Annotated in this window: 21 protein-coding genes; 8 read left to right on the top strand and 13 right to left on the bottom strand. The window is 52.8% G+C overall.

What is annotated here, in order from left to right:
• Window positions 1-55 precede the first annotated feature (55 nt).
• On the top strand, window positions 56-802 hold the full coding sequence (fpr, locus tag N7268_RS06265; protein WP_260862150.1) for a ferredoxin--NADP(+) reductase: 747 nt from the start codon (window positions 56-58) through the stop codon (window positions 800-802).
• 43 nt (window positions 803-845) lie between these two features.
• On the opposite strand, the gene N7268_RS06260 is transcribed toward fpr, so the two are convergent.
• Window positions 846-1,277: a DUF805 domain-containing protein gene (locus tag N7268_RS06260; protein ID WP_260862149.1), complete on the bottom strand. Its 432-nt coding sequence runs from the start codon at window positions 1,275-1,277 to the stop codon at window positions 846-848.
• A gap of 100 nt (window positions 1,278-1,377) precedes the next feature.
• Here N7268_RS06260 and N7268_RS06255 point away from each other — a divergent pair, with 100 nt between their 5' ends.
• The gene (locus N7268_RS06255; RefSeq protein ID WP_198907324.1) at window positions 1,378-1,977 is read left to right on the top strand and encodes a YiiQ family protein; all 600 of its coding nucleotides are present in this window, start codon (window positions 1,378-1,380) and stop codon (window positions 1,975-1,977) included.
• A 109-nt stretch (window positions 1,978-2,086) separates the two neighbouring features.
• Window positions 2,087-2,854 carry a triose-phosphate isomerase gene (gene tpiA, locus N7268_RS06250; protein ID WP_198907323.1) on the top strand — a complete coding sequence of 256 codons (768 nt, stop codon included), beginning with the start codon at window positions 2,087-2,089 and terminating at the stop codon, window positions 2,852-2,854.
• Between the two features lie 41 nt (window positions 2,855-2,895).
• On the opposite strand, the gene N7268_RS06245 is transcribed toward tpiA, so the two are convergent.
• From N7268_RS06245 to cpxP, 7 genes are all read right to left on the bottom strand, one after another.
• Window positions 2,896-4,368 carry an anion permease gene (locus N7268_RS06245; protein WP_260862148.1) on the bottom strand — a complete coding sequence of 491 codons (1,473 nt, stop codon included), beginning with the start codon at window positions 4,366-4,368 and terminating at the stop codon, window positions 2,896-2,898.
• Window positions 4,369-4,481: 113 nt separating this feature from the next.
• Window positions 4,482-5,786 (bottom strand): SLC13 family permease, encoded by a 1,305-nt coding sequence (locus tag N7268_RS06240; protein ID WP_260862147.1) that lies wholly within the window; start codon window positions 5,784-5,786, stop codon window positions 4,482-4,484.
• Between the two features lie 73 nt (window positions 5,787-5,859).
• The gene (locus tag N7268_RS06235) at window positions 5,860-6,609 is read right to left on the bottom strand and encodes a CDP-diacylglycerol diphosphatase (RefSeq protein WP_260862146.1); all 750 of its coding nucleotides are present in this window, start codon (window positions 6,607-6,609) and stop codon (window positions 5,860-5,862) included.
• A 105-nt stretch (window positions 6,610-6,714) separates the two neighbouring features.
• On the bottom strand, window positions 6,715-7,704 hold the full coding sequence (sbp, locus tag N7268_RS06230; protein ID WP_260862145.1) for a sulfate/thiosulfate ABC transporter substrate-binding protein Sbp: 990 nt from the start codon (window positions 7,702-7,704) through the stop codon (window positions 6,715-6,717).
• A gap of 191 nt (window positions 7,705-7,895) precedes the next feature.
• Complete coding sequence (gene pfkA / locus N7268_RS06225; protein WP_260862144.1) at window positions 7,896-8,858, bottom strand: 6-phosphofructokinase; 963 nt, start codon at window positions 8,856-8,858, stop codon at window positions 7,896-7,898.
• 173 nt (window positions 8,859-9,031) lie between these two features.
• Window positions 9,032-9,934, bottom strand: a complete 903-nt coding sequence (gene fieF / locus N7268_RS06220; protein ID WP_260862143.1) for a CDF family cation-efflux transporter FieF — start codon at window positions 9,932-9,934, stop codon at window positions 9,032-9,034.
• 147 nt (window positions 9,935-10,081) lie between these two features.
• Window positions 10,082-10,582, bottom strand: a complete 501-nt coding sequence (gene cpxP / locus N7268_RS06215) for a cell-envelope stress modulator CpxP (protein ID WP_260862142.1) — start codon at window positions 10,580-10,582, stop codon at window positions 10,082-10,084.
• Window positions 10,583-10,732: 150 nt separating this feature from the next.
• On the opposite strand from cpxP, the gene cpxR reads away from it, so the two are divergent.
• Window positions 10,733-11,431 carry an envelope stress response regulator transcription factor CpxR gene (cpxR, locus tag N7268_RS06210; RefSeq protein ID WP_260862141.1) on the top strand — a complete coding sequence of 233 codons (699 nt, stop codon included), beginning with the start codon at window positions 10,733-10,735 and terminating at the stop codon, window positions 11,429-11,431.
• Window positions 11,428-12,801 carry an envelope stress sensor histidine kinase CpxA gene (gene cpxA / locus N7268_RS06205; RefSeq protein ID WP_260862140.1) on the top strand — a complete coding sequence of 458 codons (1,374 nt, stop codon included), beginning with the start codon at window positions 11,428-11,430 and terminating at the stop codon, window positions 12,799-12,801. The genes cpxR and cpxA overlap by 4 nt, the downstream gene beginning before the upstream one ends.
• Window positions 12,802-12,859: 58 nt before the next feature.
• On the opposite strand, the gene yiiM is transcribed toward cpxA, so the two are convergent.
• Entirely contained in the window at window positions 12,860-13,534 is a 675-nt protein-coding gene (gene yiiM / locus N7268_RS06200; RefSeq protein WP_260862139.1) for a 6-hydroxyaminopurine reductase, read from the bottom strand.
• A 152-nt stretch (window positions 13,535-13,686) separates the two neighbouring features.
• Here yiiM and N7268_RS06195 point away from each other — a divergent pair, with 152 nt between their 5' ends.
• Entirely contained in the window at window positions 13,687-14,577 is an 891-nt protein-coding gene (locus tag N7268_RS06195; protein WP_260862138.1) for a dihydrodipicolinate synthase family protein, read from the top strand.
• Window positions 14,578-14,656: 79 nt separating this feature from the next.
• Here N7268_RS06195 and kdgT read toward each other — a convergent pair whose 3' ends face one another.
• Both kdgT and sodA read right to left on the bottom strand, forming a co-directional pair.
• Window positions 14,657-15,640, bottom strand: a complete 984-nt coding sequence (gene kdgT, locus N7268_RS06190; protein WP_260862137.1) for a 2-keto-3-deoxygluconate transporter — start codon at window positions 15,638-15,640, stop codon at window positions 14,657-14,659.
• A gap of 293 nt (window positions 15,641-15,933) precedes the next feature.
• Window positions 15,934-16,554, bottom strand: coding sequence for a superoxide dismutase [Mn] (gene sodA, locus N7268_RS06185; RefSeq protein ID WP_103780006.1), 621 nt, complete (start codon window positions 16,552-16,554; stop codon window positions 15,934-15,936).
• A gap of 255 nt (window positions 16,555-16,809) precedes the next feature.
• Between sodA and N7268_RS06180 the strand changes: the two genes are divergently transcribed.
• Both N7268_RS06180 and rhaT read left to right on the top strand, forming a co-directional pair.
• Window positions 16,810-18,231, top strand: coding sequence for an L-fucose/L-arabinose isomerase family protein (locus tag N7268_RS06180; RefSeq protein WP_260862136.1), 1,422 nt, complete (start codon window positions 16,810-16,812; stop codon window positions 18,229-18,231).
• Window positions 18,232-18,434: 203 nt separating this feature from the next.
• Window positions 18,435-19,469 (top strand): L-rhamnose/proton symporter RhaT, encoded by a 1,035-nt coding sequence (gene rhaT, locus N7268_RS06175; protein ID WP_198907309.1) that lies wholly within the window; start codon window positions 18,435-18,437, stop codon window positions 19,467-19,469.
• Between the two features lie 2 nt (window positions 19,470-19,471).
• On the opposite strand, the gene rhaR is transcribed toward rhaT, so the two are convergent.
• Together rhaR and rhaS are read right to left on the bottom strand one after the other, a co-directional pair.
• Window positions 19,472-20,314: an HTH-type transcriptional activator RhaR gene (rhaR, locus tag N7268_RS06170; protein WP_260862135.1), complete on the bottom strand. Its 843-nt coding sequence runs from the start codon at window positions 20,312-20,314 to the stop codon at window positions 19,472-19,474.
• 145 nt (window positions 20,315-20,459) lie between these two features.
• The gene (gene rhaS, locus N7268_RS06165; RefSeq protein WP_260862134.1) at window positions 20,460-21,308 is read right to left on the bottom strand and encodes an HTH-type transcriptional activator RhaS; all 849 of its coding nucleotides are present in this window, start codon (window positions 21,306-21,308) and stop codon (window positions 20,460-20,462) included.
• Window positions 21,309-21,561 lie beyond the last annotated feature (253 nt).

Raw genomic sequence — 21,561 nt, 5'->3', positions numbered from 1 at the left:
AATTTTTTTGTTCACAGAACGAAGATAAGGCAATCAAAGCAAACAGGAGAACACCATGGCGGATTGGGTAACAGGCAAAGTCACTCAGGTACAGAACTGGACCGATGCCCTGTTTAGTTTGACCGTGCGCGCTCCGGTGCATCCCTTCACGGCAGGCCAGTTCACCAAGCTTGGCCTTGAGATTGACGGCGAGCGTATCCAGCGCGCCTATTCCTATGTCAATGCGCCTGATAATCCCGATTTAGAGTTTTATCTGGTGACAGTTCCTGACGGTAAACTCAGCCCACGTCTGGCGGCACTGAAACCTGGCGATGAAGTACAGGTCGTGAGTGAAGCCGCAGGATTCTTCGTACTGGATGAAATCCCCGACTGCGACACGCTGTGGATGCTGGCCACCGGCACCGCTATCGGCCCCTATTTATCGATTCTGCAGTTAGGTAAAGATCTGGACCGTTTTAAAAATCTGGTGCTGGTTCATGCCGCACGTTATGCCGCGGATTTAAGCTATCTGCCGCTGATGCAGGCGCTGGAAAAACGCTACGAAGGCAAACTACGCATCCAGACCGTCGTCAGTCGTGAAACAGCCGCAGGCTCGCTTACCGGGCGCGTACCGGCGCTGATTGAAAGTGGCGAACTGGAAAAGGCGGTTGGGTTGCTGATGGATACCGCCACCAGCCATGTGATGCTGTGCGGGAATCCGCAAATGGTTCGCGACACGCAGCAACTGTTGAAAGAGACCCGGCAGATGACCAAACACCTGCGTCGCCGTCCGGGCCATATGACTGCAGAGCATTACTGGTAATCATCGTTGCCGGATAGCGCTTTTGCCTTATCCGGCCTGCAGACTACTGCTTGTCGGCTTTGTACTTTACGTCCTGCGTATCGTTGCCAAATTTGTTTTCGCCCTGGGTGCCAACAAATGCGCCCAGGTCGATAATCATGCCGACCAGAATCAGCGTAGGAATAAAGCGCCCGACCACCCATTGCCCGATGCCGGGTAATATTGCCCAGTTTCCGGCCAGCAGCATCCACGCCAGGATCATCAAAAACGCCCACGCACCGGAACGTCCCCGGTCATGCAGACGCTTTACCGTGACCGCCGCTGTCGGCCAAAGCAGGCAAACAAGGCAAAACGCCGCCGTCTGAATATCGAGTAATTTCTTACTCGCCAGCGAAAACAGCACCAGCATACCGACGATCCAAAGACCGACCCAAATCCAAAAATCACGGCGTCCGATACGCCCTTTAAATGAGAATAACCACTGCTGTATGGTCATGTAAGTTCCTTTATTATTACCTTCCAGAACAGTTTACCCTTTTGACAAGCCCGACGGTTACCGATTTAATCGTGAGCAGCCATAACGAAAGGTACGATTGATGAAGCAAGGATTTACTCTGTTTTTATTATTGTTTTCTGCACTGTCCATGAGCACTGCGACACTGGCGGAAGCGCCATCGACGGCAACCACGGCCCCCTACCTGCTGGCGGGCGCACCGACCTTTGACCTGTCGATTAGCCAATTTCGTGAGAACTTTAATACTCAGAATCCTAAGCTTACCTTGAATGAATTCCGCGCCATCGACAGCAGCCGCGATAAAGCCAATCTCACCCGCGCAGCAAGTAAGATCAATGAAAACCTGTATGCCTCCTCCGCGCTTGAGCGCGGTACGCTGAAAATAAAGAGCATGCAGATAACCTGGTTGCCGATTCAGGGACCGGAGCAAAAAGCCGCCAAAGCGAAAGCGCTGGAATACATGACTGCCGTGATTCGCACCGTGGCCCCCTTACTGACGAAAGAACAAAGCCAGAAAAAGCTGCAAAAATTGCTCACGGCAGGCAAGGGTAAGCACTACTATGCGGAAACCGAAGGCGCAATTCGCTATGTTGTGGCAGATAACGGCGAAAAGGGGCTGACCTTCGCTGTTGAACCGATTAAGCTGGCACTATCTGAAAACCTCGAAGGATCGAATAAGTGACAAAAAGCAAAGCCTTCGTGACTGACAATCTCTATACTGTTTCACAGACCATGCTGCCCTGACGGGCGGCCATATTCCTTAATTCGCTGACAAAGCGTGGAGAAATGAAATGCGACATCCTTTAGTGATGGGTAACTGGAAACTGAACGGCAGCCGCCACATGGTAAACGAACTGGTTGCTAACCTGCGTAAAGAGCTGGCTGGTGTTGCTGGCTGTGCGGTTGCTATCGCTCCGCCGGAAATGTACATCGACCTGGCAAAACACGCTGCGGCCGGTAGCCACATTGCTCTGGGCGCACAGAACGTTGACCTGAACCTGTCTGGCGCATTCACCGGTGAAACTTCTGCTGAAATGCTGAAAGACATCGGCGCGCAGTACATCATTATCGGTCACTCTGAGCGTCGTACTTACCACAAAGAGTCTGACGAACTGATCGCGAAAAAATTCGCCGTGCTGAAAGAGCAGGGTCTGACTCCGGTTCTGTGCATCGGTGAAACCGAAGCAGAAAACGAAGCGGGCAAAACGGAAGAAGTTTGTGCACGTCAGATCGACGCAGTCCTGAAAACTCAGGGTGCAGCAGCGTTCGAAGGCGTGGTTATCGCTTACGAACCTGTATGGGCTATCGGTACTGGCAAATCTGCAACTCCGGCGCAGGCTCAGGCTGTTCACAAATTCATTCGTGACCACATTGCTAAAGCTGACGCGAAAATCGCTGAACAAGTGATCATCCAGTACGGCGGTTCCGTAAACGCATCCAACGCTGCAGAACTGTTCGCTCAGCCGGACATCGACGGCGCGCTGGTTGGCGGTGCTTCTCTGAAAGCAGACGCCTTCGCAGTGATCGTTAAAGCCGCTGAAGCCGCTAAACAGGCTTAAGTTGTTAAAAGGGGGGCATGTCCCCCCTTCTTATATCCGCGTTACCAATACCCCAACCAGTGCCACCAGAACGCACCGGTGACGCCCCAAACGGTCAGGTTGACCACACTCATCACCAGCCCTGTTTTCCACCACTCCGCCAGCGTGACATAACCCGAGCCAAAGATAATAGGCGCAGTGCCTGTGCCATAGTGCGTAAGCGACATCATCAACGAAGAAGAGAAACCCAGCATCAACCCAAGCAGCGCCGGAGGTGCGCCAAGCCCCAGTCCTGCAGCGAAGAAAGCTGCAAACATGGCCGTAATATGCGCGGTGGTGCTGGCAAAGAAGTAGTGCGAATAGACGTAAAGTAAAACCAGCAGCAGCGTCGCGATACTCCAGTGAACGCCGAGGTGGTCGATGGCGCTCCCCACACTCGTCGCCAGCCAACTCACCAATCCCAGTTTGCTCAGGAAGTCAGCCATCATCACCAACGCCGCGAACCAGACTATCGTATCCCACGCCCCACGACACTTAAGAATATCGTCCCAACTGAGTACGCCGGTCAGCAACAGAATGGATAAACCAATCAACGCTGCACTGGTTGGATTGACGGTCCAGGTGCTCCCCATGACCATCGCAGGAATACCGGCCCACAGGCAGAGCAGCAGAATGAAAACCCCGAGGGTAATTTTTTCTGCCAGCGATAACGGACCCAGCGCATCCAGCTTTTGCCGGGCAAATTGCGGCGCATTCGGTGTACGTGTGATGGCTGGCGGATAGAGCCACCAGATAACAATGGGCATCACGATTAGAGAAACGACCGCAGGAAGCAGCGCGGCGATGGCCCACATTCCCCAGGTCATCGTCAGCACCCCATCCGTTCCTTTCGTCAAAAAGCTGACAATTAACGGGTTTGGCGCCGTTGCGGTGATAAACATCGCCGAACTGATCGGGTTTATGTTGTAGTTAACCAGAGCCAGGTAGCGGCCCGTCGAACCGTTTTCTTTGTCTCCGGGTTGAGAACCCAGACTATCGGCAATCGCGCGCATCACGGGATGGATAATCCCCCCTCCACGGGCGGTATTGCTCGGAGTCACGGGCGCAATCAGCGTTTCCGCCAGGGTTAATGCCCAGGCAATACCCAGCGTTCTTTTACCAAACAGAGCAATAAACCCATAGCCAATACGCGCGCCCAGCCCGGTTTTCAGCAGACTTTGCGACAGCATAATGGACAAACCAATCAGCCAGATCAGTTGGTTAGAGAAACCGCTCAGCGCATCATTCAACGCCGCTGACGGTTTACCGGGGTGGGTCACGCCGGTCATGGCCACCAGCATAATCGCCACAATGGCGATAGCGCCAATAGGCATCGCTTTACCGATAATCGCCGCAATTGTGCCGATAAACAGCGCCAACAGATGCCACGCCTCAGGCGTCACCTCAGGTGGGCAAGGAATAACAAACCAGATGGTCAGCGTAATAACGATCGAGATGATGGCAGGCCAACAGCGGATGGGGGTCAATCTGTCCATGAATCAATCCTTGAGTTTCCAGTGCGCAAATCTGCGCCTGAATATTAACCAACATCGGCGCAGATAAAACAATTTACCCTCTCACAAAACAAAAAATTAACACCACAACGAAACTATAATTTCCCCAATACAGTGAACCACAGATAATCCAGGGGCAGCAGTAACAGATAGGTTGCCGCCGCCAGGGTAATACACAGCAACATTCCAGCTCGTGCAGGCACCTTGCCTAACGCCATCGCGACCACTATCGGCGAGGCCTGATACGGCAGCAACGGCGTGGAGTAACCCAGCACCTGAATCATAATCACTGACAGCAGCGGGAATCCGGTCGCATCGGAAAAGCTTTGTGCCAGCGTGGTATACAGTGCCGGAACACCGTTAGCCGTCATGATAAAATTGAGCGCCGTGGTAATTCCGGTCAGCGCGAGGAAACTGGTAAACGGTTTATCCGCATCCAGCGGCATCACCTGTAACAGCGCCTCCCCCACCGCACGACCTATACCGGTTTGCGTCACGGAGGTCGCCAGACCCAGAATACCCGCCACGTAAATACAGGTGCGGATATTGACGCCAGTGGAAAACTCATCCCCATTGATAAAGCCCACGCGGGGTAACAAGGTGATAACCGCCGCCGTCAGCCCGGTCCATGCCGGACCAATGCCATGCCAGCTTTCGCTCACCCATAAGATCAACACCACCGCTAACATCCAGGCGAGGCGTTTTTCATCACGGCTCATTGGCTCAGGTGGTGTCAGATCGCGTGGCGCATGCGGTTTGCCCGGGAACAGCCAGCAGATAAGCAGAACAAGCACCGCACCTTTCAGCCAGCCCAGTACCGGTGTATGGAGCAGTAAATAGGGAAGATAGTTCAGATGAATCCCCCACGAACCTTCCGTGGCACCGCTCATCACCAGGTTAGGCACGTTTGCGGGTAAGATTGTGGCGGAAAGCTGAAAAGTGCCAAAACCGACGGCTAATGCCAGGCCATACCAGGCACGGGTGCCGTCAGCGATTCCAGCGCGTTTCGCCATCGCTGCGACAATTGGCATTAATAACGCAATACGTCCCATGTTGGAGGGCATCACGAACGCCAGGGCATAACTCAGCAGCACCACGCTCGCAACCATTAAGGGCCAGGAGTCGGTCAGTCGGGATGACAAGGCACGCGCCGCCCGATCTGCCAGCCCTGTTTTACGAATCGCAATGCCCAGCACAAATCCGCTGAAGACCAGCCAGAACGCCGATGACGCAAACCCACCAAAGATCACATCCGGTGGCGCAATTTTGGCCACCATCGCGACGGAAAAGAACAGCAGCGCCGTGATAAATTCCGGCAGCAGCGACGTTGCCCAGAGCAGGATAGTGATGCCAACCACCAGTGAAGGGATAAACAGCGGGTGCGTAAGCCAGAGCGACATGCCTGTCTCCTGTTGTTTTTTTCAACAAGAATACGGGGACAGACAAAGAGAGTAAACGCCAGATTAGGTGGGGTTATCGCAGAATATCACATTGATGATCCTGAATTTCCTCAGCAGAGGCAAGATTCAACGACAGCAGGTCGCGCTGTGTCGCCAGCAGAACAAAGGACTCATCGCTCTGACGCACCATCGCCAGCGCATAGCTGCCCATGCGTTCACGCGCATCCGGCACTTCTTCCGCCAGCATCATAAACGGACTGCGTTGCGCCAGCTCGTTTTCCGTAACACGTCGCGCCAGATATTCATGTCCGCGCAATCCACCGGGTAATGGCAGCCAGCGGGTGCTGATTTTGGCCAGATTCTCATCCAGTTGCGTTCTGACATCGGGTCGCAGGCAAGAGATATGAATGTGAAAGTGGTTTTGCGTGCGACCGGTACGTGAGTTGATCGCCAGCGATACCGCTTTGTCAGGGATCTCCTGACCATATTTTTGGCTCATAAAGCTACGCGCCTGCCAGGCCAGCCAGAAAAAGTTAGGCGTACCTGATTTCAACAGCAGCGGACTTTCCGTACCGTTAATGCGGTATGTGGGCATCAGCAGGTATTGCAGCGGGCCGTTACGATCCTTAAATACCACGTACCCGGCATCGGGCTTCACTTCAGCACACGGCGCTGGATTGTGCCGTTGCACCTCGTTTGGCAGGCATTGCTCAAGGACAATCTGACGTAACGCATCCGGGTTACCGGCAAATTTCCAGTACCCTATGCCCGCCACAGCAGCAATCACCATCACCGCGAGGAAAAGATAGCCAGCTTTTTTCATTACGCGCACCCTGTATCTCATTGAAGTGCAAGAGTAACGCAAAATGATGACAAATAAAAAAGCCCGGCCGCATTATGCGACCAGGCCTGGGCACAGTACCGGTACTTACCGTTTACTGATCTGATCGAATGTGCCGCCGTTAGAGAAGTGTTCTTTCTGCGCTTTCGTCCAGCCGCCAAACACCTCATCAATGGTGAACAACTTCAGCTTCGGAAACGCATTTTCGTATTTTTTCGCAACGTCAGCATCACGCGGGCGGTAGTAGTTTTTCGCCGCGATTTCCTGACCTTCCGGGGAATAGAGATATTTCAGATAGGCTTCTGCCACCGCTTTGGTGTCTTTCTTTTCCACGACTTTATCGACAACCGAGACGGTCGGCTCTGCCAGAATGGATTCACTCGGGGTGACGATCTCGAACTTATCTTTACCCAGCTCGTTAGTTGCCAGCAGCGCCTCGTTTTCCCAGGCGATCAGCACATCACCGATTCCGCGTTCAACAAAGGTATTGGTTGAGCCGCGAGCGCCGGAATCCAGCACTTCAACGTTTTTAAACAGCGACTGGACGAACGCCTGTGCTTTTGCCTGATCGTTATTGTTGTGGTGCAGAGCGTAGCCCCACGCCGCCAGATAGTTCCAGCGCGCGCCACCGGAGCTTTTCGGGTTTGGCGTAATCACCGACACGCCCGGTTTGACCAGATCGTTCCAGTCATGAATTTGTTTAGGGTTGCCTTTGCGTACCAGGAAGACGATGGTGGAGGTGTAAGGTGCAGAGTTGTCCGGCAGACGCTTGATCCAGTTTTTATCGATACGACCGCGTTCAGCAATAGCATCTACATCATAAGCCAGCGCCAGCGTCACCACATCCGCTTCAATGCCGTTAATGACGGAAGTCGCCTGTTTACCCGAGCCACCGTGCGACTGACGGATCACGACATTATCGCCTGTTTCCTGCTTCCAGTGCGCGCTGAATGCCTTGTTGTACTGCTCGTACAGTTCGCGCGTAGGATCGTACGATACGTTAAGTAACTGAATATCCTTCGCCAGAACGCTGGTCGATGCCAGCAATAATGTTAACCCTACTCCCCATTTGTTCATCGCCCAGCTCTCTCATTTCATGTTGTGATGAGCAAAGCCTGCCAGAAAGGTTTTCAAACATTAAAGAATAAAAAAAGATTTGCTATAACTTGAGGGAATATGATGAGCGATAAAAAAGGCGGAAACAAATCCGCCTTTTCGATTTTCGTAGGCCAGATAAGATGCGCAAGCACCGCATCCGGCAACCACGATTAGTACAGTTTTTTCGCGCAGTCCAGCCAGTCACCTTTGAACGGACGCTTCATGTTTTCGATAGCGTCGATAATGTCGTGGTGAACCAGTTGTTCGTTCTGAATACCGACGCAACGGCCGCCGTGACCTTCCAGCAGCAGAGAAATGGCATATGCGCCCATACGGGACGCCAGGATACGGTCGTAAGGAACCGGGGAACCACCACGCTGAATGTGACCCAGCACGGTTGCACGCGTTTCACGGCCCGTTTCTTTCTCGATGTAATGCGCCAGTTCGTCAACATCACACATGTGCTCAGTGATCGCGACGATTGCGTGTTTTTTGCCTTTCGCGATACCCGCTTTGATTTCAGCAACCAGATCGTCACGGCTGAACTCAACTTCCGGTACCACAACGAACTCACAACCACCGGCAATCGCTGCCGCCAGGGTCAGATCGCCACAGTAGCGACCCATCACTTCAACGATGGAAATACGCTGGTGAGAAGAAGAGGTGTCACGCAGACGGTCAATCGCTTCTACCACGGTACCCAGTGCGGTGAAGTAGCCGATAGTGTAGTCAGTGCCTTTGATGTCGTTATCGATAGTGCCCGGCAGACCGATGCATGGGAAGCCCATTTCAGTCAGGCGTTTTGCACCCATGTAAGAACCGTCACCACCGATGACAACCAGTGCATCAATGCCACGTTTCTTCAGGTTTTCGATAGCCACCGCACGTACATTTTCGTCGCGGAATTCAGGGAAGCGAGCAGAACCCAGGAAGGTACCGCCACGGTTAATCATGTCGGACACACTGTAACGGTCAAGCTGAACCATACGGTCTTCATACAAACCCAGGTAGCCATCATGGATCCCCATGACTTCCAGTCCTTCCGTTAACGCTGCACGCACAACACCACGGATTGCTGCGTTCATGCCCGGCGCATCACCGCCGCTTGTCAACACACCGATTTTCTTAATCATGACTACCTCTGAACTTTGGAATGCAAAATGAAATCTGCTGCCGGAAGTCGATTCCGCATATCGAAACGATCCAACCAATATGCAGATAGTATAACAATCCCTTCCTGCTGAATTGATTCAGGTCAGGCCAAATGGTGGTAATTTATACACAAAATGCTGACCTGGTACACTTTTTACAACGAATTAAACATCTTGCCTTCCCTGGGTACGACGGAACAGGGATCCTGGTGAATAATCACATCTGACCCCGGAAAACGCCGCAAAATTGCCTGCTCTACCTGTTCAGCCACTAAATGTGCCTGAACGAGCGGCAGATTATCTTCCATTTCCAAATGAATCTGAATAAAGCGGGTCGGCCCTGACTGCCGCGTGCGAAGATCGTGAGCGCCGCTGACTCCCGGCCATGACGTCACAATATCAATAATTTCCTGACGTTCTTCATCGGGTAACGCGCGATCCAGTAAGGATTGCACCGCCTCATACCCCATACGCAATGCGCTATATAAAATATAGATGCCAATCCCCAGCGCAAACAAGGCATCTGCACGATGCCAGCCATACCAGGCCAGTCCAAGCGCAACGAGGATCGCACCGTTCATCATAACATCAGACTGATAATGAAGCATATCTGCCCGAACAGCCTGACTTTGCGTACGTTTCACCACCCAGCGCTGAAACGTGACCAGTATGATAGTACAAATTAACGCAATGACGGTGACGACCACACCCACGCCCGGATCTTTCATCGGCGTGGGTTGGATGAGGTGCTGAATACCCGTCAAAAATAAAAACAGCGCCGAACCAGAAATAAACATGCTTTGCGCCAGCGCGGCCAGCGACTCAGCCTTCCCATGCCCAAACGTGTGTTCGTCATCGGCCGGTTGCAGCGAATAACGCACCACTAAAAGGTTGGTCAACGACGCGGCGATATCAACCAGTGAATCGACCAGTGCCGCCAGAATACTCACCGACCCGGTATACCACCACGCAAAAATTTTGATCAAAAGTAACAGCGATGCCATCACTGTCGCAGCGATTGCCGCCCGGCTGACCAGACGCCCATAGGTTTGATTCATAAACACTCCTGCCAGGATATGCCGCTAGTATAACGGATGAAGCAAAACAGTCAGGCAATAACCGAGTGTCAAATTTTGGGCAAAAAAAACCCCCACATCATGTGGGGGAAGACAGGGATGGTGTCTATGGCAAGGAAAACAGGGTTACTACTGGGAACGTGAGTTGCTACTACTCAATAAATTCAACGATGAGCTTTTTTGCCATTGCGCGACGTCGCGCAGTTGCTCCATTCGTTGTTCATGTTTCTCATTCAAAACCGCTTGCTGTTCAGGCGTTAACAGGCGATACATCTGGTTGCGAACCTTGGCTATTTCAACCTGGCGGGCAACCTGTTCTTGTGCCATTTTTTCTGCCTGAGCGCGCACAGCGCTTTCGTCAAATTTCTCTGCGGTGACAAGGCGATGCATTGTCTCCATTTCACTCACATTTACAGGAGGCTGCTCATGTCTTGCCTGCTGCATTAAATCTCGCATCTGCTGGCGTTGATGTTCGGTTAAACTGATACCGTCAAACATGTGACTCTGCGCATTGCGTTGCGAAGCGCTTTCACCCAGGTGCCAGTGATCGCCTGTGACGACTTCAGCTGCATGGCTTAATGTACTGAGGGCCAGCGTTGAGGCCATGACGGCAGCGGTAACTTTGCCCATCACTTGCTCCCAAAATCTTTTCTGTCGCGATTCAACGAGAGACAGTTTACGATTCGGGCTGCAAACATGCGTCAGGGGGTGTAAAACAACGTAAAGTCATAGATTAGCGCCGCCTGATGACGTAATTTCTGCCTCGGAGGTACGTAAACAATGAATAAAATTCTGTTAGTTGATGATGACCGAGAGCTGACATCCCTGTTAAAGGAGTTGCTCGAAATGGAAGGTTTCGATGTGCAGGTTGCCTACGACGGGGAACAGGCACTTGAGCTTCTGGATGACAGCATCGATTTACTTTTGCTTGATGTCATGATGCCGAAAAAAAACGGCATTGATACACTGAAAGCGCTTCGCCAGACACACCAGACACCTGTCATTATGCTGACCGCTCGCGGCAGCGAACTGGATCGCGTACTCGGCCTTGAGCTGGGCGCGGACGATTATTTACCCAAACCGTTTAACGACCGTGAACTGGTCGCGCGCATCCGCGCTATTCTGCGCCGCTCACACTGGAGTGAACAACAGCAGAGCAGCGACAACGGCTCGCCGACGCTGGAAGTGGATGCGTTAAGTCTGAACCCAGGCCGCCAGGAAGCCAGCTTTGATGGCCAAACCCTGGAGTTAACCGGCACGGAATTCACTCTGCTCTACTTGCTGGCGCAGCACCTCGGCCAGGTGGTATCTCGTGAACACTTGAGCCAGGAAGTGCTGGGCAAACGCCTGACACCGTTCGACCGCGCGATCGATATGCATATCTCGAACCTGCGTCGTAAGCTGCCAGAGCGTAAAGACGGGCATCCGTGGTTTAAAACTCTGCGTGGTCGCGGCTACCTGATGGTTTCTGCTTCATGATAGGGAGTTTAACCGCACGCATCTTTGCCATCTTCTGGTTGACGCTGGCACTGGTGTTGATGCTGGTATTGATGTTACCCAAGCTCGACTCACGCCAGATGACCGAGCTACTGGACAGCGAACAGCGCCAGGGGTTGATGATCGAGCAACACGTTGAAGCAGAACTCGCGAACGATCCACCCAACGATTTGATGTGGTGGCGTCGCTTGTTCCGTGCCATAGACAAGTGGGCTCCGCCAGGACAGCGATTATTGCTCGTCACGACGGAAGGACGCGTGATCGGCGCAGAACGCAACGAAATGCAGATCATTCGTAACTTTATTGGTCAGGCAGATAACGCCGATCATCCGCAAAAGAAAAAATACGGTCGCGTTGAGATGGTCGGGCCTTTCTCCGTCAGAGATGGCGAAGATAACTACCAGCTGTATCTCATTCGACCTGCCAGCAGCTCGCAATCGGACTTTATCAACCTGCTATTTGACCGGCCGCTTTTGCTGCTGATCGTGACCATGCTGGTCAGTTCTCCGTTGTTGCTTTGGCTGGCGTGGAGTCTGGCAAAACCAGCGCGTAAGCTGAAAAACGCAGCGGATGAGGTGGCTCAGGGTAACCTGCGTCAACACCCTGAACTGGAAGCGGGCCCGCAGGAATTCCTTGCGGCGGGTGCCAGTTTTAACCAGATGGTGACGGCGCTGGAACGGATGATGACCACCCAGCAACGCCTGCTGTCGGACATTTCCCACGAGCTAAGAACGCCGCTGACGCGTCTGCAGCTTGGAACCGCGTTACTGCGTCGTCGTAACGGTGAAAGCAAAGAGCTGGAACGCATTGAAACGGAAGCGCACCGACTGGACAGCATGATCAACGACCTGCTGGTGATGTCGCGTAATCAGCAGAAAAACGCGCTGGTCAGCGAAACCGTGAAAGCGAATCAGCTATGGGGCGAAGTGCTGGACAACGCCGCATTTGAAGCCGAGCAGATGGGAAAATCATTAACCGTGAATTTCCCGCCGGGACCGTGGCCGCTGTACGGTAACCCAAATGCACTGGAAAGCGCGCTGGAAAACATTGTGCGTAACGCTTTACGCTATTCACACACGAAGATTGAAGTGGGCTTCGCGGTGGATAAAGACGGGATTACCATCACTGTGGACGATGATGGCCCGGGCGTTAGCCCTGAAGACAGAGAACAGATATTCCGTCCGTTCTACCGTACCGATGAGGCGCGCGATCGTGAATCCGGCGGAACCGGTCTGGGTCTGGCGATTGTTGAAACCGCCATTCAGCAGCACCGCGGTTGGGTGAAGGCCGAGGACAGCCCGCTGGGCGGTCTACGACTGGTCATTTGGCTGCCGCTGTATAAACGTTCGTAATCGCTGTTATGCCGGGTGGAGGCGCTGCCTTGCCCGGCCTGCATTTCACTGCGAAAAGCTATTTCCCCCACAAACGACGCGAATTATCCTCGATCTTGCCGCTTAAACGGCGCTTTTGCATCGTTCTGGTCCAACTCTTGGATAACCCCGCCGCCGACAGCAAACGATGATACTGTTCGTCATCAAACGGCATATGCCAGGCGATAGCAATGGCTTCCTCCACGCTGACATCGCTAACGCGTGAGGCCAGAACCAAAGGCGCATCCGCGGATACCAGCCCTGGCGCGATAACGCTGCACAACCAGCCTGTCTTGCCGCAATTTTGCATCTGGCTCGCCATATCGTGAATACCAAAATGAAAATTCAGCTTAAAACAGGGTGAGCGCGGCTGCGTAACCTGAATCAGCGCCTCTCCCCACTGGAAAATATCGCCGATGTACACATTCTCTTCCGTCAGGCCAAGCGTTGAGAGGTTCTCGCCAAAAGCGGGGGCGACAAATAACTCTGCCTGTTCGGGGAATTCTCGCGCCCAGTGCTGATAGTGTTCTCGTGGATAGTGGCACAGCGCGCGGTCCGGCCCGCCGTGAATTTTCGTTTCTGCCTGTTCGTCACCTGACAGCCCCAGTTCGGTCAGCATCAACTCACCATCAACCTGGACTTTGGCAATAGCGCTGGGACGGCTTCCCGTGTAGTCCCGAATCTTGCCCGTAAAAACATCGACCGGATATCGCATCTGTTCCCTCTCCCGATTAATTTTCCCCATTACACCATATTTATTTTACCCCAGTCGCTCAAAATGAGAGCACGGTTCACATGAAACTTAGGGACACATGCTATCAATGTAATCTTGTTTTGAAACGTCATTTCAATTAAGGAGTCAACAACGTGACTGGTCAATCGCAATTTGCTGGCGTCTGGTGTCCTTCCATTACGCCAATGGGCAATGACGGCAAGATCGATCTCAACGGTCTGAGCCAGCATCTCAAACGCCTTACCGAGGCAAAGATCGACGTTATTTTGCTGATGGGCAGCATCGGCGAATTTGCTTCTTTTACGCTGGAAGAAAGGCTACTGCTGATTCGAGAAGCCCGGGCCATGAGCACACTGAAGATGGTCGCGAATATCTCATCCACCTGCCAAAATGATGTGTTGTTGATGGCACAAGAAGCGTATCGCGCGGGATACGATGCCGTCATGATCCTGCCCCCCTACTACTACGGACAAACGTCGACGCAGCTGTTGAGCTACTTCCGCCAGTTGGGTCAGAGGCTCACTGGCAAATGGTTTGCCTATAACTTTCCGGCGCGCACCGGTTGTGATTTAACGCCCACGCTGGTTGCAACACTCGCCGCAGAGTTTCCAAACTTCGCGGGTATCAAAGATACCGTAGACTGCCAGTCCCATACCCGCAGCATGATTCAGACAACCCGCGCCGTGCGCGACGATTTTGCCGTGCTGTCCGGTTATGACGAATACTATATTCCTAACCTGCTGGCCGGTGGCGCAGGCATTATCTCCGGTTTGAATAACGTCATGCCGGAGCTGTTTGTCAGCGCAAGGGAGGCATTTAAGCAGGGCGATTTGGCGGCGCTGCGGGATATTCAGGATAAGATTGGCACCTACATGTCCATCTACACGATAGGTGAGGATTTTGTTACCACCATTAAAACGGTGGTATCGCGGAAGTTTGGCTATTGCACCGGGGTATCACGCAATGCGGGCGGAGAGTTGAACGAGGACGAGTGCAACACGATTGATCGGGTATTTGGTCGTTAACCCCAAAATGCCCGGTAGCGCTAACGCTTACCGGGCATACGTAGACTGAATAAGCGCAGCGCCATTCGGCAAAAGGGAGTTACTTCACCGCCCCACGCAAATCGATTTCTGCCGCTTTTGCTTTCGCTCTCTTCGACCAGACAGAGGTGATAATCGGCACCAGAATCGATGTCACAATCACTGACGTCGCCACCAAAGACGTTGCTGCAGGTGCCATAGGTTTAAATGCCGGTACCATTTCAGCAATCAGAACCGGCGTTGCAACCGCCGCACCTGCCGAACTGGACGCCGCAATCCCTGCGGTACCGTCCCCACCGCCAATCAGTTTATCTGCAATAATCAACGGGATACCGGTAATGATAATTACCGCCACGCCCAGCAGAATACCCAGCACACCGGTTTGGGCAATCACGCTCAAATCAATGGTGTTACCCAGTGCGAACGCGAAGAAAGGGATCAATGCCTGCACTGCTTTACTGAAAAACTCGCGCAGTTCCGGGTCGAGATTACCCAGCGCAAAACCTATCAGGAAAGGCAACACCGCGCCGACAAAGACATGCGGTTCAAATGAAGCAATCCCGGCGGTTCCCAGAATCACCATTGTCATCAGAGGGCCCGATTCCAGCGACATGAGGACAAACGCCCCGGCCTCTTCCTTGGTGCCGTACTGCTGCATAATCGAGGCATACAGCCCACCGTTGGTCATATCCATTGCGGCCACCAGCGCCAGCGTGGATAACCCGGCGAAGAACCCGACTTCCACACCGTGCTCCGGGAGTATGCGTGATGCAATCGCCGCAACCACCCATGCAACCAGAATCTTGGTGATCACTAACGTGCCGGATTTACGCAATACGGTTCCGGTGGCGCTCAGCTTGATCGACGCCCCCATACAAAAAAACCAGACGGCCAGAATCGGCACCGTGCCAGTGATCATCCCGTTAGTGAATGAACCGAAGTATTTCCCGGCGCCGGGAGAAAAGGTATGACATAACGCGCCCAAAAAAAGCGGAACGAGCATCATACCGCCGGGGATTTTCTCTATCGTACGTTTGATCTGCATTTCCATCACCTATAGACATAAAAATGGGGCAATTTTTATGGGCGAATGCACCTTACTTATGAGATGCGCCCGTCTTGATGATTAGAAGATAGACATTCATAGATACGATAAAAGTGATCACAACCACATAATAAAACCTTGTTTCAATTTAAGTGGATCATTGTTTTTATATTGAGTTTGATCACAAAAAAGCCCCCACAAGCATCGCTTGCAGGGGCTGTATCGCTTATCCAGATGGCGTCGGTTGGCCTACAAAAGTCCGCTAAGACCAGGCAAACACCGCGCTATCGGACTTATTTTTTCGCCGCAAAACGCGCTGCTGCTTCATCCCAGTTCACCACGTTCCAGAACTCTTTGATGTAGTCCGGGCGGCGGTTCTGGAACTTCAGGTAGTAAGCATGTTCCCAAACATCCAGGCCCACGATCGGGAAGCCGGATGCGCCAGAGATCGCTTCACCCATCAGCGGGGAATCCTGGTTTGCGGTGGAAACAACAGCCAGTTTGTCGCCTTTCAGTACCAGCCATGCCCAACCGGAACCAAAACGGGTTGCTGCTGCTTTTTCAAATTCAGCTTTGAAGTTGTCAACGGAACCAAAGTCACGTTCGATAGCCGCTTTCAGGTCACCCTGCAGCGTGGTGCCTTTTTTCAGACCTTTCCAGAACAGGCTGTGGTTAGCGTGACCGCCAGCGTTGTTGCGCAGAACGGTTTTCTTGTCCGCTGGCAGTTGATCCAGTTTGGTGATCAGCTCTTCAGCAGACAGGTTCGCGAATTCAGGCAGGCTTTCCAGCGCAGCATTCGCATTGTTCACGTAGGTCTGGTGGTGTTTGGTGTGGTGAATTTCCATCGTCTGCTTATCGAAGTGCGGTTCAAGGGCATCATAAGCGTACGGCAGGGATGGCAGTGTATAACTCATAATCATCTCCAGTATTGTCGGGCGGCCAGTGTTAATGCCGCGTAAGCAGTTGAGTCATTATAGTTAATTAAATGATATTGAAAATGATTATCAATGCCGTACTTTTTACAGGGCTATTTTGAGGTGAAAGTGTGAACGTCACCGGGAAAATCAGGCGAATTTTGCCAGCCTGGGTAGAAAACAGGCAGCGACATAAAGGACACGGGAGACAAAGCACGAGATAGTCTGCCGATTATCTCACAAGGAAATATTGCTATGTCTGTCAACATCGCCCTTTTCGGTATCGGCCTCGACACCTACTGGCCCCAGTTTACTGGCCTGGAATCACGTCTTCAGGGCTATCTGCAAACGATTGATGAACGTCTGACGGCGCAACACGCCACCGTCATTAACGGCGGCCTGATTGATAATGTCGATAAAGCCGATGCGCTTATCAGGCGGTTGCAGCAGCAACCGGTCGATGCCGTCTGTCTTTACATCAGCACCTACGCCCTCAGCGCAACGGTGCTGCCGCTGGTACAGAGTATCAATAAGCCGGTGATTATTCTGGCCCTGCAGCCTGAGCCAGGTCTGCCCTATGCGACTATCCGTCAAATCCCGGATCGGGGCGGGCGTACCGGAGAGTGGCTGGCGCACTGCCAGGCCTGCAGCGCTCCCGAACTGGCAAACGTGTTTAACCGCGCGAACATCCGTTTTCAGCTGATTGTTGGCGCGTTGCAGGGCGATGAGTATGTCTGGCAACAAACGGCGCAGTGGTTACAGGCGCTAAACGCTCGTCAGATGCTGGCAAACTGTCAGGTCGGCGTACTCGGACACTATTATGACGGCATGGTGGACGTTTACAGCAATATGACGAATTTGTCCGCCAAATTGGGCGTACGCTTTAAACCGCTGGAAATGTGTGAACTGGCGGAATACCGCGAGCAGGTCAGCGAGACAGACCTCAGCGCCAAGCGACAGGAGATGCACCGTGTGCTTCAACTGGATGCGGCATGCGAACCCGCCGAGCTTGACCGCGCACTCACCACTGCCTGCGCCATGGATCAGCTGATCGCCCGGAATACGCTCGGTGCGCTGGCCTATTACTACGAAGGCCGAAACGGCAATGCTTACGAAAACATCATCACCTCAATCATCCTCGGCAACACGCTGCTCACCCACCGTGGTATTCCCGTAGCCGGAGAATACGAAATCAAAAATGTGCTGGCGATGAAGATCCAGCAGCTTCTGGGCGCCGGCGGTTCGTTCTCAGAGCCATACGGCATTGAGTTTATTGATAATGTTGTATTGTGGGGGCATGACGGCCCGGCCCATCCGTTGATGGCGGACGGTCCGGTGAGTCTGGTGCCGCTGCCGGTTTATCATGGTAAACCGGGTAAAGGTGTATCGATCCAGATGACCGTAAAACCTGGCCCAGTCACCTTTCTTTCAGTGATTGAAGATGCCGAAAACGGCGTGCGTTTACAGTATGCCGAAGGTGAAGCGGTGGCGGGTGAAGTTCTGGATATCGGCAATACCAACAGCCGCTATCGCTTCCCATTATCGGCTCGCGATTTTACCGCGCAATGGTGCATGGGCGGTCCAGCCCACCATTGCAGTATTGGCCTTGGCCATCATGGTGAGGTACTGGAAAAACTCGCCTGGCTGTTGGGCATTCAGGCAGTAAAAATCTGCTAACCCACGGTATTTCCGCCCTTCTCAAAAAAGAGGGGCGGAACAGCAATTTGTGATCAACATCCCTTTCATCCCCTGAATTTTGCCAGCATTACCCATCATGCGGCAGCATGCTGAAGGTTAATTCATTGCTCACTCTTTAGACTTTTGATCATCAAAACGGGTGATTTTCATCCAGCCAGATCGATAATTTAAAAGGAAACAGAATGGGTAACGCAATTACGATGGGGATATTCTGGCATCTTATCGGTGCCGCTAGTGCCGCTTGTTTCTACGCCCCTTTTAAAAAGGTACAACACTGGTCCTGGGAAACCATGTGGTCTATAGGCGGCTTTGTTTCATGGCTGATCCTTCCCTGGCTCGTCAGCGCCATCCTGCTGCCGGATTTCTGGGCTTATTACCGTTCTTTCAGCGCCTCTACCCTGCTGCCGGTATTTTTATTCGGCGCAATGTGGGGGATCGGCAACATCAACTATGGCCTGACCATGCGCTACCTCGGTATGTCGATGGGGATTGGTATCGCCATCGGCATCACGCTGATTGTCGGTACTTTAATGACGCCCATCATTGCCGGTAAATTTGATGTGCTCATCGGCACACCTGGCGGCCGTATGACCCTGTTCGGCGTGCTGGTCGCCCTGATCGGCGTGGCGATTGTCACCCGTGCCGGGCAGCTAAAAGAGCGCAAGATGGGCATCAAAGCCGAAGAGTTCAACCTGAAAAAAGGTCTGATACTGGCGGTGATGTGCGGCTTTTTCTCCGCCGGGATGTCCTTTGCCATGGATGCGGCGAAGCCGATGCATGAAGCCGCCGCCGCACTCGGTATTGATCCGCTGTATGTCGCCCTGCCAAGCTACGTGGTCATCATGGGCGGCGGTGCGGTGATCAACCTGGGATACTGCTTCATCCGTCTGGCAAAAATGAAGAACCTGTCGGTAAAAGCCGACTTCTCGCTGGCAAAACCGCTGATTATCAGCAATATCCTGTTCTCGGCGCTCGCGGGTCTGATGTGGTATCTCCAGTTCTTCTTTTACGCCTGGGGCCACGCCAAAATTCCGGCGCAGTATGACTACATGAGCTGGATGCTGCACATGAGCTTCTACGTCCTGTGCGGCGGTATTGTCGGTCTGATCATGAAAGAGTGGAGCAATGCGGGACGACGCCCTGTCAGCGTGCTGAGTCTCGGCTGCGTGGTGATTATCGTCGCCGCCAACATTGTCGGGATGGGAATGGCAAGCTAATCCTATAAATAACGGCGATGGCGCCACTGACTCGGCGTCATCCCGGTTTCCCGCGTGAACACCACCGAAAAGTAGTTACTGTCCTCAAAGCCACAGCGCATAGAAATCTCACTGACCATCAATCGACTATGCTGCAGCAGATACTGAGCATGACAAATCCGTACCTGACGCAGGTATTGATTGATGGTCATTCCGGTCTGGTTGCGAAACTGCTGACGTAATACACGTTCGCTGCACTGCTCACGGGCACAAAATTGGTCCAGCTCAAAGGCATGTTCATGGCTCCCGGCCAGCGCGGTAATCAGCTTATCCAACAGGGTTTCACTTGATGTCGTCGGAAGCGTGTCCGTCGCGTAACGGTGCCGTTTCAGGATCATCACCAGTTGTCCAAATAACAGTTCTGCCAGGTCACAGGCCTGCGGATCGCGATGATAACTCTCATGCTCAAGCTGGCTAATCACCTGCCGGGCCTGAGTCATGCCCGCACTGCCCAATCGCCAGTGAGGTTGCCGTTCTGTGCCGTTAAACCCGGGGATCGCGCTTTCCCAGCCCAAATTCAGCGTCAGCCGTTCTGGGCAGTAGATAATATTTTGCAACGCGAGGTTATTGACCGAGGTGTAGGAATGCTTGTCTTCGGCGCGAATATAAAAGAGATCGCCACGGGTTATCCGGTACGGGCGACCATTAAGTACATGCAGACCATTGCCACGCCACACCATCACCAGTTCACAAAACTCATGAGTATGTTCAGCAAAAACATCCTGCGGATAACGGTCAGCAACCGCGACGGCCTGCTGGTCATGGGCAAAAAATTCTGATTTTAGAAGGACTAGCTGATTCGTCACCACAATATTCCCTGCCGGGCAACGGCTTCGCCTTTCCCGGTCTACAGATTACGTGACACGCCAGCCGGATACACATCGCTTTCCGGCATCATAAGCCAATCATTACTAACAAATATGGCGGCAAAAAACGTTGATAGCTTTCGCGTTACTGGAGGCAGCTTCCAGCAATAACATCGCGTCCCTGACGAATATCCCGTGGCGACCACTCAAATTCGCGGCGAAACAGCGTCGAAAAGTGGTTACTGTCGCCAAAACCGCAGAGATAAGCGATGTCGGTAATACTGTCATCGCTGTGGCGTAACAAATGGCGCGCTTTGATCAGTCGCAGGCGATTAAGGTAGCGTTGCGGCGTTAATCCGGTTTGCTGCTTAAGCTGGCGATGTAATGTGCGCAAAGATAGTGAAAATTGTTCAGCCACCGCCTCCCAACACACTTCGCTGGTAAAATTATCCTCCAGCCACGCCATCAGACGATTGAGCCGCGCGTCGTTATCGGTTGCCGCTTCCATCAGGCTGCTTTTACGCAACAGCACCAGTAACTGCATAAACAAGATTTCGCGATTTGCCGCCGTCGGCGTGTCCATCTCCTCGCCAAGGATTTCCATCTGCCCCACCAGGTGACGAATCTGCTGTAGCACCCCCTGGTTCACACGCCAGTGAGAGGGATACTGCCCATCCTGTTCCTGGGGTAACAACTGGTGTAATCCGGCGAGAAACTGAAACGCATCCGGGGAACGATACAGAACATTCGTCAGGCATAAATTGTCAGTATGTTCATATAAATGCCGGTCATGATCGCGGACAAAACACACCGTACCGCCACTGATGGTATAGGGCTGTCCGTTGAACACATGAATCCCCGTGCCATGCTCAACCACCACGATTTCATGGAAATCATGATGATGTTCGGGGAATGCTGTCTGAGGAAGCCGCGGCTCAATAGCGACGGGCGCTTTACCTGTCGGAAAAAAATCCACGCAATGCAGTATGGTCATGACGGCTCCCCTCCTGAACAACGAATATGGCTGAATAGTAATTAAGCGTTATCACCCTCACCTTAAATTTTTGACGTCAAAGTGCGTAAACACGGTCAATTCTTCAAGAAATGGCGGGAAACATCAGGAATTGCGGAAGGGGTCACATCAGGCGAAATCGGCCTCATTACCTCAAATTGTGAACACTATCACGTTCACCTTTGCCACGTTGCCAGCCGCGAATTGTGGCTGTCACTGGCGAGAAGGTACGTGT

The sequence above is a fragment of the Citrobacter sp. Marseille-Q6884 genome (assembly GCF_945906775.1).
Classification (GTDB): domain Bacteria; phylum Pseudomonadota; class Gammaproteobacteria; order Enterobacterales; family Enterobacteriaceae; genus Citrobacter.
This window is presented reverse-complemented; position numbering and strand designations above follow the sequence as displayed.